Origin of the sequence: Streptomyces griseobrunneus (assembly GCF_046713465.1) — a bacterium.
GTDB lineage: Bacteria > Actinomycetota > Actinomycetes > Streptomycetales > Streptomycetaceae > Streptomyces > Streptomyces microflavus.
Genome location: NZ_CP177080.1, coordinates 3,866,945 through 3,882,238, shown reverse-complemented (window position 1 = coordinate 3,882,238; position 15,294 = coordinate 3,866,945). Strand labels below are relative to the sequence as shown.

General features: G+C 72.5%; 11 protein-coding genes and 2 tRNA genes. 10 read left to right on the top strand and 3 right to left on the bottom strand.

The genetic code is table 11. The annotated features are described in order from the left end of the window. Positions 1-78: 78 nt before the first annotated feature. Positions 79-858 (bottom strand): hypothetical protein, encoded by a 780-nt coding sequence (locus ACK8N7_RS17760; RefSeq protein ID WP_500443167.1) that lies wholly within the window; start codon positions 856-858, stop codon positions 79-81. A 437-nt stretch (positions 859-1,295) separates the two neighbouring features. Here ACK8N7_RS17760 and ACK8N7_RS17755 point away from each other — a divergent pair, with 437 nt between their 5' ends. The 8 genes from ACK8N7_RS17755 to ACK8N7_RS17720 all read left to right on the top strand — a co-directional run bounded on the left by ACK8N7_RS17755 (position 1,296) and on the right by ACK8N7_RS17720 (position 9,267). Then, entirely contained in the window at positions 1,296-1,610 is a 315-nt protein-coding gene (locus tag ACK8N7_RS17755; protein ID WP_031122608.1) for a hypothetical protein, read from the top strand. A 209-nt stretch (positions 1,611-1,819) separates the two neighbouring features. Then, entirely contained in the window at positions 1,820-3,028 is a 1,209-nt protein-coding gene (locus tag ACK8N7_RS17750) for an acyl-CoA dehydrogenase family protein (RefSeq protein ID WP_500443165.1), read from the top strand. Further along, positions 3,025-4,065 carry a bifunctional MaoC family dehydratase N-terminal/OB-fold nucleic acid binding domain-containing protein gene (locus ACK8N7_RS17745; RefSeq protein ID WP_500443164.1) on the top strand — a complete coding sequence of 347 codons (1,041 nt, stop codon included), beginning with the start codon at positions 3,025-3,027 and terminating at the stop codon, positions 4,063-4,065. The genes ACK8N7_RS17750 and ACK8N7_RS17745 overlap by 4 nt, the downstream gene beginning before the upstream one ends. Position 4,066: 1 nt before the next feature. After that, on the top strand, positions 4,067-5,110 hold the full coding sequence (locus ACK8N7_RS17740; RefSeq protein WP_500443162.1) for an acyl-CoA dehydrogenase family protein: 1,044 nt from the start codon (positions 4,067-4,069) through the stop codon (positions 5,108-5,110). Then, positions 5,107-5,523 (top strand): MaoC family dehydratase, encoded by a 417-nt coding sequence (locus ACK8N7_RS17735; RefSeq protein ID WP_403213824.1) that lies wholly within the window; start codon positions 5,107-5,109, stop codon positions 5,521-5,523. The genes ACK8N7_RS17740 and ACK8N7_RS17735 overlap by 4 nt, the downstream gene beginning before the upstream one ends. After that, positions 5,520-6,686: a lipid-transfer protein gene (locus ACK8N7_RS17730; RefSeq protein ID WP_403213826.1), complete on the top strand. Its 1,167-nt coding sequence runs from the start codon at positions 5,520-5,522 to the stop codon at positions 6,684-6,686. Before ACK8N7_RS17735 ends, ACK8N7_RS17730 begins: the two co-directional genes overlap by 4 nt. A gap of 180 nt (positions 6,687-6,866) precedes the next feature. Beyond that, positions 6,867-7,433: a SigE family RNA polymerase sigma factor gene (locus ACK8N7_RS17725; protein ID WP_500443161.1), complete on the top strand. Its 567-nt coding sequence runs from the start codon at positions 6,867-6,869 to the stop codon at positions 7,431-7,433. A gap of 181 nt (positions 7,434-7,614) precedes the next feature. Further along, positions 7,615-9,267 (top strand): long-chain fatty acid--CoA ligase, encoded by a 1,653-nt coding sequence (locus tag ACK8N7_RS17720; protein ID WP_355117276.1) that lies wholly within the window; start codon positions 7,615-7,617, stop codon positions 9,265-9,267. Positions 9,268-9,378: 111 nt separating this feature from the next. On the opposite strand, the gene ACK8N7_RS17715 is transcribed toward ACK8N7_RS17720, so the two are convergent. Together ACK8N7_RS17715 and ACK8N7_RS17710 are read right to left on the bottom strand one after the other, a co-directional pair. After that, positions 9,379-13,695, bottom strand: coding sequence for a response regulator (locus ACK8N7_RS17715; protein WP_500443159.1), 4,317 nt, complete (start codon positions 13,693-13,695; stop codon positions 9,379-9,381). Positions 13,696-13,941: 246 nt separating this feature from the next. After that, the gene (locus ACK8N7_RS17710) at positions 13,942-14,493 is read right to left on the bottom strand and encodes an SSI family serine proteinase inhibitor (protein ID WP_500443158.1); all 552 of its coding nucleotides are present in this window, start codon (positions 14,491-14,493) and stop codon (positions 13,942-13,944) included. A gap of 341 nt (positions 14,494-14,834) precedes the next feature. Between ACK8N7_RS17710 and ACK8N7_RS17705 the strand changes: the two genes are divergently transcribed. Continuing rightward, a tRNA-Ser gene (locus ACK8N7_RS17705) sits at positions 14,835-14,925 on the top strand. Positions 14,926-15,162: 237 nt separating this feature from the next. Continuing rightward, positions 15,163-15,235, top strand: a tRNA-Arg gene (locus ACK8N7_RS17700). Positions 15,236-15,294: the final 59 nt, after the last annotated feature.

The following is a 15,294-nucleotide window of genomic DNA, read 5'->3' as shown; positions in this document are numbered from 1 at the left end:
GGCGCGACTGCGCGCGCGGCTCGGCCGGTCCGGCCGAGCAGCGCGCTCTGGGTTCTGCGGGCGCCCGTCTCGTGGTGGCTAGCGCACGGCGACGTGGTCCCCGGTCGACGACTTCGCTCCGGAGGTGGTGTTCCCGTGGTACGTCCACCGCCACGTTCCGGGCACGGTCGCCTTCACCGTGGTCCTGAGCGCGCCCGAGCCGCTCGACTTCACCTTCTTGATCGTCTTGTACGAGGAGGAGCCAGCCGCCTTGAACTGGAGGCTCACCGACCGGCCCGCGTAGCCCTGGTACGCGTGGGTGTCCCAGTTCGCCCGGGTGACGCGCCCGGTCACGGTGATGGTCTTGCCCTTCCTGACCGGCTCCGGCGAGGCGTTGACAGTGACGCGGGTGGCCCGCTTGACCTGCAACGGCAGGTTCTTGTCATCGGTGTCGTGAGCGTCGCCGGGCAGGTAGACCCGTGCGGCGGTCTTCCAGGTTCCGGCGTCCTCGTTCCCGAAGTCGGTGTGCCGGGGCTCGATGTGCAGCCATTCGTCGAAGTCGCAGATGCCCTTCGCCTTGTTCACCACCTTGCAGTCACTGCTGTAGATGGTGTTCCACAGCTCGTCCCCGGAGTCGGTCCTGCCCCGGTAGGGGAACACCGTCGGTCCGGAGTCGTACTTCAGCTTGGTCGTCATCCGGAAGGTCACGTACACCTTGACCTCCTCCTTGACCCCGATCACGATCGGCTTCCCGCCGTTCACCGTGACCCGGGAGAAGGCGACCCCGCCCTCCGCCGCACCGGCCGGCACCGCCGCCATCGCTGTGAGCACGGCCGCCGCTCCACCGGCCACCGCCGCTCTCCACATCGTCTTCCCCATCCCCTTGAACCCCGCCCTCTCCCCTGTAGCCAGGACCGGGAGCGCGTCGGCGCACCGGCCAGAGGCTGGTCCTCACGGCTGACTGTGGGACAGGGGAGGGCGGTGCGCGGTTGTACGCGACGGGGCAACGATTCGATCAACACGGCATCGTCCTGGTCCGGCTGCCGGGAGGGCCCCGGTGGCGCTTCTTCCCTTGCGGGGCAGCGGGTGGTGTGGCCATATCGCCCGACTGGGCATTTCCGGCCCATAGAAGGTTTATCGCCTCTTCTTCATGCTTGCGGGGGAATCAGGTGGCACGGCATGGTTCGACGCGGATGCGCTGGGCAACTCTGGTCTCGCGACGTCGTGACCAGCACCGGGGCGGTCGGCCAACTTCCCCGGAACCAGCCGCACATGAACCAACTGAAGCCGGACTTCCGGTTCCTGGAGGAATTGACATGGCAAGCATCCGTACCGCTCGTGTTCTCGCCGCAGTCGCCGCGCTGCCCCTCACCATCGCCCTCTGCGGCGGAGTGGCCCTGGCGGACAACGGCTCCTTCGCGAACGACGGATCGAACGCGGCCGTGGCGACGATCGGCGGCAGTGGCGTCGGCGGCAACAACACAGGCAACTCCTCGACGACGCAGCAGCAGGCCGTCGGCTCCGGTGCGTCGAACCAGAACACCTCGGCCCAGGTGAGCGGCTCGGCCTTCACCGCCATCGACCAGTCGGACCACAGCGTCGACGTGAACTTCACCCCGTTCTTCTGGTGATGATCCCGGCGGCCACGCCTCCTCGGTGATCAGACGTCCGGGACCTTCCGGGGGGTGGGTTCCGGTCGTCGAACAGCAGCCCGTGCGGCGGCACTTCGGTGCTCCGTGCGGGCTGTCGGCGTTGTCCTCGGCCCTTGACAGGGGGAGTGGATCTGACGGACAGTCAGAAACTGTTCGGTCGCCGTGATCCGTGCCCCTGGAGGTCCGCCGTGCACCTCGCCCCGACGGAGCGCCAGCAGCAGCTCCGTACCGAACTGCGCGCGTACTTCGCGGCCGTGCTGCCCGGAGGAGGCGGAGGGCAGTGGCGTGACGATCCGGGGGAGCAGCGGCGGCTGCTCCGGCGGATCGGCGCCGATGGCATGCTCGGTCTCGGCTGGCCCGTCGCGTACGGCGGACAGGGCCGGGGCCCCGACGAGCAGTTCGTCTTCCTCGACGAGGCGTACCGGGCCGGCGCCCCCGTCTCCATGGTCACCCTCAACACCGTCGGCCCGACCCTGATGAGGTACGGCACCGAGGAGCAGAAGGCGTACTTCCTGCCCCGCATCCTCAGCGGTGACCTCGTCTTCGCGATCGGTTACAGCGAGCCGGAAGCCGGTACGGACCTGGCGGCGCTGCGCACCCGCGCCGTGCGCGACGGCGACGACGTCGAGGACTGGGTGATCGACGGGCAGAAGATCTTCACCAGCAACGCCCAGCAGGCCGACTGGATCTGGCTCGCCTGCCGTACGGACCCCGACGCCCCCAAGCACCGCGGTATCTCGATCATCCTCGTGCCCACCGACGATCCCGGCTTCTCCTGGACGCCCATCGAGACGGTGGGCGGGCTGACGACGACCGCCACGTACTACGACGGCGTACGCGTTCCCGCCTCGAACCTCGTCGGTGCGGAGAACGAGGGGTGGGGGCTCATCACCAACCAGCTCAACCATGAACGCGTCGCCCTGGCCGCCATCGGCATGCAGGCCGAGGACTTCTACGAGGAGGCCCTCGCCCACGCCCGTACCCCCGACCCCGCGACAGGGCGCCGCCGGATCGACGAGCCGTGGGTACGCGCCCGGCTCGCGGAGGCGTACGCCCGGCTCGCGGCGACCCGGCTGCTCAACTGGCGGCTGGTCGGTGCCGTGGGGGCGGGCGCGCTGGCCCCCGGCGAGGCGAGCGGCGTGAAGTTCGCGGGGACCGAGAGCGCCGTGGAGGTCTACCGGATGTGCCAGGAGGTGGTGGGGGAGGCCGCCCTCCTCCGGGGCGGGTCGCCCGGCTGTTTCGGAGCGGACGGCGCTGGAGGGAATGGCGGGGGTGGTGGGGAGCTGGAGCGGATGAACCGGGCCGCGCAGATCAACACCTTCGGGGGCGGCGTCAGCGAAGTGCAGCGCGAGATCGTCGCGACCATGCGGCTCGGGATGACGCGGGGCAAGCGGTGAAGCCGGGCACCCGGGCGGGGCAGGCCGGTGCGCCGGAAGCTTCCCCGTCGCACGGGGCCGAGGCCTCGGATCAGCTGTACGAACGGCTCAGCGCCTACGCCGGCCGCCCCGCCGCCACCGCCGGCACGGGCCGGGACCCCGTCAACGCGCCCATGATCCGTCACTGGTGCGAGGCCATGGGCGACACCTCGCCCGCCTACCGGGGGCCCGACGCCATCGCCCCGCCGACCATGCTCCAGGTCTGGACGATGCGCGGCCTCTCCGCAGACCCGGAGCCCGACGACGGCACCGGCCGCTCGGCGGCGTACGACGAGATACTCAGACTGCTCGACGGCGCCGGGTACACCTCCGTCGTCGCCACCGACTGCGAGCAGGAGTATCTGCGGCCGCTCCGCCCCGGCGACCTGATCACCTTCGACGCCGTCATCGAGTCCGTCTCCCGGCGCAAGACGACCAAGCTCGGCACCGGGTACTTCGTCACCACCCGCATGGACGTCCACGCCGACGGCGAACTCGCCGGAACGCACCGCTTCCGCATCCTCAAGTACCGGCCCGCACAACGGAACCCCGCGCAACGGAAAACCGCGCAACGGAAAACCGCCGAGCCGGAGAAGGAACCGTCCCTCCGCCCCCGGCCCGTCATCAACCGCGACAACGCCGGATTCTGGGCCGGGGTCGCCGAGCACCGCCTTCTCATCCAGCGCTGCACGGGCTGCGCCACCCTCCGCTTCCCCTGGCTCCCCGGCTGCAACGCCTGTGCCGGCCAGGAGTGGGACACGGTCGAGGCGAGCGGCGAGGGCACGGTCTTCAGCCATGTCGTGATGCACCACCCGTCGTTCCCCGCCTTCGACCCGTCGGGCGAGGGCGGACCGTACGCCGTCGCGCTCATCGAGCTCACCGAGGGCGTCCGCATCGTCGGCAACGTGACCGGTGTGCCGTACGACAAGGTCCGCGTCGGCCTGCCCGTACGGCTGGAGTTCCTCCGTACGGACCCCGATCTGGAACTTCCGGTCTTCCGGGCGAGCGAAGGCGGTTGAGATGGACTTCACCCCGAGCGAGGAGCAGGCCGCGGCGCAGGGTCTGGCCGCGCGGATCTTCGGTGACCTGTCGACGCACGAGCGGCTGGTGGCAGCGGGCACGGGGACGGACGCCGGGCTGTGGAAGGAGCTGTGCACGGCCGGGCTGCCCGGCGCGGTCGAGGACATCGGGCTCCTCGGTCTGGTCCTGCTCCTGGAGGAACAGGGCCGCACCACCGCCCAGGTCCCGCTGGCCGTGACCTGCGTGTACGGGCTCCTCGCGGTCGCCGAGCACGGTACGGAGGAGCAGCGGGAGCGCCTGCTGCCCGGACTGCGCGACGGTACGGCGGTGGCGACCGGGGCCTTCCCGGCGCGAGGCGGCGTGACAGCGGTGGGCGGGGCGCTGTACGGGGTCGCGCCCTGGGTGCCGTGGCTGCGGGACGCCACCCATGTGCTGGTCTCGGATGCCGAGCGGGAGTTGTGGATCGTCGAGGCGGGGGCGCCGGGGGTGACCGTGGTGCCCGTGGAGACGACCGCGCCCTGGTCGGCGGGGCGGCTCGTCCTCGACGGCGTACGGGGAGAGTCCCTCGGTACGGGCCCGGGGGCCTGCGCCGCGGTCCTCGCCGCGAGTCGCACCGCCTTCGCCGGGCTCCAGGCGGGCGTCTGCGCGGGCTCCCTCGCCCGTGCGGTCCAGCACACCACCACCCGGGAGCAGTTCGGCCGCCCGCTCTCCACCAACCAGGGCGTCCTGCTCCGCGCCGCCGACGCCCACATGGACACCGAGGCCATCCGGGTCACGGCGTACGAGGCGGCCTGGCGCCGCGATCAGCAACTTGATCACGCGGCTCAGGCGTTGACGGCCGCGTGGTGGGGATCGGAGGCGGGTCGGCGGGTCGTGCACGCGGGGCAGCATCTGCACGGCGGCACCGGGGCCGACCTCGACCATCCGGTCCACCGGCACTTCCTCTGGGGGCGTCAGCTCGACGCCTACCTGGGGTGCGGTGCCGAACTCCTGCAGGAGCTGGGCCTGTTGATCGGCAGCGACCGGATGGAGGGGACGTCATGACGGATGCCTACCGCGTCGGCGACGAGCTGCCGCCTCTGGAGATCCCCGTCACCCGCACCCTGATCGTGGCGGGTGCCATCGCCTCCCGCGACTACCAGGACGTGCACCACGACGCCGAACTGGCCCGGGAGAAGGGCTCACCGGACATCTTCATGAACATCCTCACCACCAACGGGCTGGTCGGCCGCTACATCACCGACCACTTCGGGGCCGCCGCCGCCCTCCGCAAGGTCGCCATCCGGCTCGGCGCCCCCAACCACCCCGGGGATGTGCTCCGGTTGACCGGTCGCATCGTGGCCCTGGAAGGCGAAAACCAGGCCCTTGTAGAGGTCGCGGTCACCGGCGACAACCGTATAGGGCGTCACGTCACCGGAAAGGTCACCGTGGCCATCACCGAGGGAGGCGGCGCATGAGCATCCGCAGGCCCGACACCCTCGGCGGAAAGGCGGCCGTCGTCGGCATCGGGGCCACCGAGTTCTCCAAGAACTCCGGCCGCAGCGAACTGAAGCTCGCCGTCGAAGCGGTCGGCGCCGCCCTCGACGACGCGGGTCTCACCCCCGCCGACGTCGACGGCCTCGTCACCTTCACCATGGACACCAGCCCCGAGATCACCGTCGCCCAGGCGGCGGGCATCGGGGAGCTGTCGTTCTTCTCCCGCATCCATTACGGGGGCGGCGCGGCCTGCGCCACCGTCCAGCAGGCCGCCCTCGCGGTGGCGAGCGGGGTGGCCGACGTCGTCGTCTGCTACCGGGCGTTCAACGAGCGCTCCGGCCGCCGCTTCGGCTCCGGTGTCCAGCGGCGCGAGCCTACCGCCGAGGGCGCGGCGCTCGGCTGGAACCTGCCGTCCGGGCTGCTCACCCCCGCCTCCTGGGTGGCGATGGCGGCCCAGCGCTATCTGCACACGTACGGCCTCGGACCGGAGGTCTTCGGACACGTGGCGGTGGTCGACCGGCAACACGCGGCGCGGAACCCGGCGGCGTACTTCCACGGGAAGCCGATCACGCTCGCCGACCACGCCGCCTCCCGCTGGATCGTCGAACCGCTGCGGCTGCTGGACTGCTGCCAGGAGACCGACGGCGGCCAGGCCCTCGTCGTCACCAGCGTGGAGCGCGCCCGCGACCTGCCCCGGCCGCCCGCCGTCGTCGTGGCGGCCGCGCAAGGGGCGGGCCGGTCGCAGGAGCAGATGACGAGCTTCTACCGGGACGGGCTGACCGGCCTGCCGGAGACGGGTGTGGTCGCCCGGCAGCTCTGGCGGAGCTCGGGTCTCGCCCCGGCCGACATCGATGTGGGCATCCTCTACGACCACTTCACCCCGTTCGTCCTGATGCAGCTGGAGGAGTTCGGTTTCTGCGGTCCGGGGGAGGGCGGGGCGTTCGTCGCGGCGGACGCGCTGCCCCTGAACACCCATGGGGGTCAGCTGGGGGAGGCCTACCTCCACGGTATGAACGGCATCGCCGAGGCCGTCCGGCAGATCCGCGGTACCTCGGTGAACCAGGTGGCGGGGGCGGCGAGGTCCCTGGTCACGGCCGGTACGGGGGTGCCGACGTCCGGACTGATCCTCGGGGCGGACGGGTGACCATCCCGGACGCAGTCGGGCGCGGACCCTTACGGAGGGGCGGCGGGACCCTTAAGGCCGGACGACGGCCCGTCCACCTTCAGGAGGTGGAGGGTGAGCCGCCCCTACAACCTGAGGCGGACGGCGCTTCGGGACCTGGGGGCGATCCCCCGGGCGGGCTCCGCTCCTAGCGTTGAGTACATGACCACGCCAGTCTGCACGGGCGCCTCCAGGGCGGCCACCGCCACCGCCGCCGGCCACCACGCGTACACGCCGTACGCGTCGTTCTCCTCGTACGTCCGGGCCCGGGGCCCGGTCCTGCTGCGCACCGCGCGCTCGCTCACCGCGAATCCGTGCGACGCGGAGGACCTGCTGCAGACCGCGCTCGTCAAGACGTACGTCGCGTGGGAGCGGATCGAGGACCACCGGGCGCTGGACGGATACGTCCGCCGGGCGCTGCTGAACACCCGGACCTCGCAGTGGCGCAAGCGCAAGGTCGACGAGTTCGCCTGCGAGGAGCTGCCCGAGCAGGGCGGCGCCCCGGCGCCCGACCCGGCCGAGCAGCAGTCGCTGCACGACGCGATGTGGCGCGCGGTGCTCAAGCTCCCGGACCGCCAGCGCGCGATGGTCGTCCTGCGGTACTACGAGGACCTCAGCGAGGCCCAGACGGCCGAGGTGCTGGGAGTGTCGGTCGGTACGGTCAAGAGCGCCGTCTCCCGCGCCCTCGGCAAGCTCCGTGAGGACCCGGAGCTGACACCGGTCCGCTGACCGGGACCACTCCGTACGCTCCCCCACACGGCCACCGCGCCAGGCCCACCCACGTGCCCCGGACAGGCCCACCCACGTGCCCCGGACAGGAATTCTCTCCCGCGAGTAGTGACATACCGCGTGGTATGTGCGCAGAATCAGCGCAACCTTACTGCCGCGTAGCGCCCACCGGGAGGACGCCGTGCTGAGCACCATGCAGGACGTACCGCTGACTGTCACCCGCATCCTGCACCACGGGATGACGATCCATGGGAAGTCGCAGGTCACGACCTGGACCGGCGAACCCGAGCCGCACCGACGCACCTTCGCTGAGATCGGCACCCGCGCGACCCAGCTTGCCAACGCGCTCCGCGACGAGCTGGGCATCGACGGCGACCAGCGGGTCGCCACCCTCATGTGGAATCACGCCGTCCACGTCGAGGCCTACCTCGCGATCCCCTCCATGGGGGCCGTGCTCCACACCCTCAACCTCCGGCTGCCACCGGAGCAGCTCGCCTGGATCGTCAACCACGCGGACGACAAGGTGGTCATCGCCGACGGCACGCTGCTGCCGCTCCTCGTGCCGCTCCTGCCCCATCTGCCGGGCATCGAGCACGTGGTCGTCTCCGGGCCGGGCGACCGCTCGGCGCTCGCCGGGGTCGCGCCGCGCGTGCACGAGTACGAGGAGCTGATCGCGGGCCGCCCGACGACGTACGACTGGCCCGAGCTGGACGAACGCCAGGCCGCCGCCATGTGTTACACCTCCGGCACCACCGGGGACCCCAAGGGCGTCGTCTACTCCCACCGCTCCATCTACCTGCACTCCATGCAGGTCAACATGTCGGAGTCGATGGGGCTGACGGACAAGGACACCACGCTCGTCGTAGTCCCTCAATTTCATGTGAACGCGTGGGGGCTGCCGCACGCCACGTTCATGAGCGGCGTCAACATGCTGATGCCGGACCGCTTCCTCCAGCCCGCCCCGCTCGCGGAGATGATCGAGCGCGAGCGCCCGACCCACGCGGCCGCGGTCCCCACCATCTGGCAGGGCCTCCTCGCCGAGGTCACCGCCAACCCGCGCGACCTCACCTCCATGGCCAACGTGACCATCGGCGGCGCGGCCTGTCCGCCCTCGCTGATGGAGGCGTACGACAAGCTCGGCGTCCGGCTCTGCCACGCCTGGGGCATGACGGAGACCTCGCCGCTCGGCACCATGGCCCACCCGCCCGCCGGGCTGAGCGCCGAGGAGGAGTGGCCGTACCGCATCACCCAGGGCCGCTTCCCGGCCGGTGTGGAGGCGCGGCTGGTCGGCCCGGCGGGCGAGCACCTGCCGTGGGACGGCGAGTCGGCCGGTGAGCTGGAGGTCCGGGGCGCCTGGATCGCCGCCGCGTACTACGGCGGGGCCGACGGCGAGCACCTGCGTCCCGAGGACAAGTTCAGCGAGGACGGCTGGCTGAAGACCGGTGACGTCGGTGTGATCAGCACCGACGGCTACCTCACCCTCACCGACCGGGCCAAGGACGTCATCAAGTCCGGCGGCGAGTGGATCTCCAGCGTCGAGCTGGAGAACGCGCTGATGGCCCACCCGGATGTCGCGGAGGCGGCCGTCGTCGCCGTACCGGACGAGAAGTGGGGCGAGCGCCCGCTCGCGACGGTGGTCCTCAAGGAGGGCACCACCGGGACCGACTACGAGGCGCTGAAGGCGTTCCTCGCCGAGTCGGGCATCGCCAAGTGGCAGCTGCCGGAGCGCTGGTCGGTGATCGCCGCCGTGCCGAAGACGAGCGTCGGCAAGTTCGACAAGAAGGTGATCCGGAAGCAGTACGCGGCCGGGGAGCTGGACGTCACGCAGCTCTGAGGCGTCGGTTCTTCCCTTGTTTCACGTGAAACAAGGGCGGGCGCGGACAGGGCGGGGGCGGTACGGGAAATCCGTACCGCCCCCGCCCTGTTGTGCGTGCGTCCTGGCGTCCTAGTTGGTCCCTATCTTCGCCAGTAGGTCGACGATCCGGGACTGCACCTCGTCGCTGGTGGACCGCTCCGCCAGGAAGAGAACGGTTTCCCCGGAGGCGAGCCGGGGCAGCTCCGAGGGGTCCATCCCGGCCGAGGTGTAGACGACCAGCGGGGTGCGGTTGAGCTGCCCGTTGGCCCGCAGCCAGTCGATGATCCCGGCGCGACGGCGGCGTACCTGCATGAGGTCCATGACCACCAGGTTCGGCCGCATCCGGCCCGCCAGATCGACGGCCTCGCTGTCGGTCGCCGCCCGGGCGACCTGCATCCCGCGCCGCTCCAGCGTCTGCGCCAGCGCCGCCGCGATCTCCTCGTGCTCCTCGATCAGGAGAACCCGGGGCGGGTGCTGCTCGCTGTCCCGGGGGGCCAAGGCCTTGAGGAGGACGGCCGGGTCGGCGCCGTACGCGGCCTCCCGGGTCGCCTGCCCCAGACCGGCCGTGACCAGCACAGGGACCTCGGCGGCGACGGCCGCCTGGCGCAGCGACTGCAGCGCGGTACGGGTGATGGGCCCGGTCAGCGGGTCGACGAAGAGCGCGGCGGGGAACGCGGCGATCTGTGCGTCGACCTCCTCACGGGAGTTGACGATCACCGGCCGGTAGCCCCGGTCGCTGAGCGCCTGCTGGGTCGGTACGTCGGGGGCGGGCCAGACGAGCAGCCGGCGCGGGTTGTCCAGCGGCTCGGGCGGCAGTTCGTCGTCGAGGGGGCGGGGCTGCGGACGGTTGGCGACCTCGACCGCGCCACCGGGGCCGTCCAGCGGCTCCGGGCCCTCGGCACCCTCGTCGGGCGCCCCTATGGCGTAGGCGCGCCCCTCGGCCACCGGCGGTGCCATCAGCTGGCCGGAGCCGGGGCCCGCGGTGGTGGGCTGCTGGGGGGCGGGGACGGGGGCGGACTGGGGCGCCGGGGCGCCGTGCTGCCCCTGCTGCCGGTCCGGAGCGTCGGAGTCGGTGCCCCCGGCGGGCGGCTGTGCGGTGGCGCGCTCGCCCTCCGGCGGGGCGGCGAGCTTACGGCGCCGGCCGGCACCGCCGAGGCTCTGGTGCTGCTGGTTGGGCTGACCGGCCTGGTTGGCCTGGCCGGGCTGCGGGTTCTGCTGCTGGGTCAGGTGCTGCGCGAACGGCACGCCCTGGCCCAGCGTCCGCACGCTGAACGCCCGACCCTGGGTCGAGTCCGGGTTGCCACCGGGCATCGGCTCCTCGGCGGGCAGCGGCTGGTGCGCCGAGGGGACGGCCGCGGTGCCGGTGGTGTGGGCGGTCTGCCCGTTGCCGCCCCAGGAACGGTCGTCCGGCGCGGGCCGCGCGCCGGGCGGCGGGGCGTCCGGGCCCTGCGGTACGGCACCCCAGGGCTGCTCGTCCGGCACCGCGTCGGGGCCGGAGTGCGGTACGCCGTCCCGGTCGCCGGAGGCCGGGACGGGCCAGTCGGCGTGCGGGGCGTTCGGGGCGTGCGCGGCCACGGGATGGGCCTGCGGTGGCGTGTGACCGGCCTCCGGAGCGGTGCGCTCGTGGTGGCCTTCGTCGCCGGTCGGGGGCACCGGAGCGGACCCGGGCGCCTGTACGGGCAGGGGTGCGGTGCCGGGAGCCTGAAGGGATGCGTCGGGGGCCCGGTCCGCGTCGGCGGGGGGCAGGGCGAAGGCGGTACGCGGACCGGCGTCGGCGGCCGTGCGCTCCTGGGCCGCGGCCAGCGCTCGGCGGGCCCGACGCCCACCGGACTGCTGGGCCGGGCCGAGGGCGTGCGCCTCCTCCTGAGGCCGGCCCTGGCCGCCCTGGCCCTGCTCCGGACCCGTGCTGCCGTTGCCGGCCGCGAGGGCGGGGAGCGCCGGGCGGTGCTCCCCCTCGCGCCGCGCCCGCCGCCCGGTGGGCGGCACCGGCTGCTGCGGGTCCGCCGGGACACCTTGCGGCGGCACGGTCTGCCCGCGCTGGGGACGGCCGCCGGCGCCCTGGGCACCCTCGGCCGCGGTGACGACGGAACCCTCGGAGGGAGCGGAGGGAGCGGCAGAAGTCAGCGCGAGGGCCTGCCGCTGCGGCTGCTGCTGGGCTTGCTGCTGGACGGCACCTTGCCCGGTACCCGACGTTCCGGGCCCCGCCGGACCGATCTGCGGCACACCGGTCTGAGGCACACCGGCCTGCGGCGGACTCATCTGCGGCGGACCGACCTGCGGCGCACCGGTCCGAGGCGTACCGACCTGGGGAGGGCCGATCTGAGGAGGCCCGATCTGCGGCGGACCGATCTCCGCCGGTCCGTTCCCGCCCGCCCCGGTCTCCGCCGGGCTGGGCCGTCCGCGCCTGCGGCCGGAGCCCTCGCCCTGCTGGGCCGGGATCAGCTCGGGAGCCGCCTGCTCCTCGGTGGCCGCGGGCCCGCGGCGCGCCCGGCGACGCCCGGTCGGCTCGGCGGCGGCGGGACCGTCGCCCTGGCCCCCCGCATCGGCTGCGGTCGCACCTTCGGCCTCGGGCGCACCGCCGGGGCTGCCCAGGAACGCGTCGGTCGACGACCGGCGCGCCCGGCGCCGCCCGCCACTGGTCACGCCCGGCGCGCCGACACCCTCGGGGGAGGGGGCCGGGGCCGGGGACGGCTCCACCGGGACCTCCGGAGGCGCGATGGCGCCCGAGCCGGCGCCGATCGGGATGTCGAGGACGTACGCGCTGCCGCTCATCCCCGGCATCTCGTGGGTCTGGAGCACCCCGCCGTGCGCCTGGACGATGCCGCGCACGATCGGCTCGTGCACCGGGTCTCCCCCGGCGAACGGCCCGCGTACCTCGATCCGGACGACGTCACCGCGCTGGGCGGCGGCCACGACGACCGTCGAGTCGACGTATCCACCCCCGGGGACGGCCCGGGTCTTGCCGGTCGAGTCGACACCGGCCACATCCGCGACCAGGTGGGCGAGGGCGGTGGCGAGCTGACGCGCGTCGACCTCGGCCTCGATCGGCGGGGCGTGCACGGCGAACTGGGCGCGTCCGGGCCCGATCAGCTCGACTGCCCCGTCGATACCGCCCGTGACGATCCCGTCGACCAGCGCGGGAGCCTTGTGCAGCCCCTCCACGCCCGCGTCGAGACGCTGGTACCCCAGCACGTTGTCGACGAGGGTGGTCATCCGGGCGTACCCGGCGGCGAGGTGGTGCAGGATCTGGTTGGCCTCGGGCCACAACTGCCCGGCCGGGTCGGCGGCGAGCATGGACAGCTCACCGCGCAGCTCCTCCAGGGGCCCGCGCAGCGAACCGCCGAGGACGGCGGTGAGCTGGGTGTGCTGGGCGCTCAGGGCGGCGATGCGCTCGGCCTGCTCCGCCAGCTCGGCGGCGTACCGCTCGGTGCGGTCGGCCAGCTCGGCCTCGTACCGCTCGGTCCGTTCGGCGACCTCGGCGGCGTGGGCCTCCTTCAGCGCCTCCAGCTCGGTGGCGTGCGCTTCCTTCAGCGCGGTGACCTCGTCGGAGTGGCTCGTGGTCAGCTCGGCGACGACGGACGAGTGCTGGGCGGAGAGCTCCTCGTACGGCCTGCGGTCGGTGAAGGTCATCACGGCGCCGACGAGCTGGTCCCCGTCGCGTACCGGCGCGGTCGTCAGGTCCACCGGCACCTGGGCGCCGCTCTTGGACCAGAGCACCTGGCCGCGTACGCGGTGCTTGCGCCCGGACTTGAGGGTGTCGGCGAGCGGCGACTCCTCGTACGGGAACGGCTCGCCCTCCGCCCGCGAGTGCAGGATCAGCGGATGCAGCTCCTGGCCGCCGAGGTCGCTGGCCCGGAAGCCGAGGATCTGCGCTGCGGCGGGGTTGACGAGGACGACGCGCCCGTCGGTGTCGGTGCCCACGACGCCCTCGGAGGCGGCGCGCAGGATCATCTCGGTCTGGCGCTGCGAACGGGCCAGCTCGGCCTCGGTGTCGACGGTGCCGGAGAGGTCCCGTACGACGATCATCAGGAGCTCGTCGCCGGTGTAGCTGGAGTGGATGTCGTTGTAGGCGGCCTGGCCGCTGTCCAGGCTGGCGCTGGTGACCTCGACGGGGTACTCGTGCCGGTCGGTGCGCCGCGCGATCATGCGCGTCGGCTTGGTCCTGCCCTGCTCGTCCGCAGCCTCGGGCCGGCGCATCGATCCCGGGATCAGCTTGGAGTCGAACTCCGGCAGCAGATCGAGCAGTCCGCGACCGACGAGCGCGGTGCCCGGGGTCTCGAACATTTCGAGGGCGATGGCGTTGGCGTTGACGACCGTGCCGTTGCAATTGACGAGCAGAAGCCCGTCCGGAAGGGCATCGAGTATGGCTGCGAGGCGAGCAGTGCCTCGGGATGGCCTGCTGCTCACGACGACGCTTCCTCCCTGATTACCGCACCTTGCCGACAGTGGGCCCCGTCTCGCCCCTCGGGCCGCAGACTGTCACTGGAGGAGTCTAAGGCCAGGGGAGGGCCCAGGGGCGGCGGATGAGGGGGAGCTCTCACCAAGGTTCTGTGCAAGCGGTGTACGCCACCGGCCTATGACGTGAGCGTCCGCGCACCCTGTGACGTGCGCGGACGCGAAGCGGGACAGGCCCGGACGCGAGGCGGAGAAGGCCTAGCGGAGGTCGGGGAGGACCGGCACGAGGTTGTTCCAGCGGGCGATCTCGCACCCGTCGCCCCGGGTCACGGTGGTGTCCACGGCCCGGCCCTCCCACGATCCGACGATGCGGGCGGAGGCGTCGCCGCCGTAGATCATGGTGCACATCGTGCCCTCGGGCGTCGCCCGGAACAGCTCCTGCCCCGCCCGGGTGGCGCCGGCCTCCGCGAGCCGGTCGCAGGCGGCCTGCCGCTCCGGGTGGGTGCCCCCGGTCGGCCCGCAGGTCAGCTCGAACGTCCCGTCGGCCCCGGCGACCCCGGAACGCTCGACGGTCACGGTGAGCCGGGTCCGCTCGGCGGGCTTCTCCTGGCCCACACCGCCGCCGCCTTCCAGGAAGGAGGGCAGGGGCGGGAGCGGCACGGGCAGCGGCCCGAGGGCGGGCTGGACGGCGGAGAGGGGCCCGGCGGTGGGCAGGGCGGAGGGCACCGGACCGGTGGCGGTCGCGGCGGGCGCGGTGGTGGACAGTGCGGCGAGCGATACGACGGCGGTGAGGGCGAGACGGCGCAGCATGCGGGCTCCTGTATCTCTGCATCACGGACGATCGCAGACGACCGCGGGCCATCTCGGGCCATCGCGGGCCATCACGGGCGACCGCGGATGCGGCGGATGCGACGGATGACGGACGGTGGGGTGGCGGGCGGCGGGCCGACCGCTCCCGGCCGCTCCCGACCGACGGAGGCGGAAGCCCCCACGCCTCTCTAACGCGCCGTCCGCCCGGACGTTGCGCCACCACGCCGAAGTGCTTTGCCCTGGCCCCCGCATGGCTAGTAACGTGAGCGGCGATTGGTGGCACGACGTTCGACTGTGTCATCATCTGCACGCACCACTCGCGTCCGCGCGAGGTGTGTGGAGGAGGCGTCGCCTAGTCCGGTCTATGGCGCCGCACTGCTAATGCGGTTTGGGTCTTAAAGCCCATCGAGGGTTCAAATCCCTCCGCCTCCGCTCCACCCCGAAGCCTCGTGCCCCTGGCACGGGGCTTCGGCCGTTCCCGTGCACGTTCCCGGCACGTCCCGGCGCGGGCTGCGGAGCGGAGGGTGGTCAAGGGGGCGGTCGAGAATTGCCCCAGAAGGGTGTTTCCGCAGGTCAGATGCGGTGTGAGCAATGGATTTCGCGTCACGGCGCAGGTCATGTAATGTTGTTCCCGCAACGCCGACCAGGCAGAAAAGCCCGGAACGCCAAGCACTCGTAGCTTAACGGATAGAGCATCTGACTACGGATCAGAAGGTTGCAGGTTCGAATCCTGCCGAGTGCACAGCAGGCCAGAGGCCCTCAGGAGAAATCCTGGGGGCCTCTCTCGTTGCCCGTACAGCA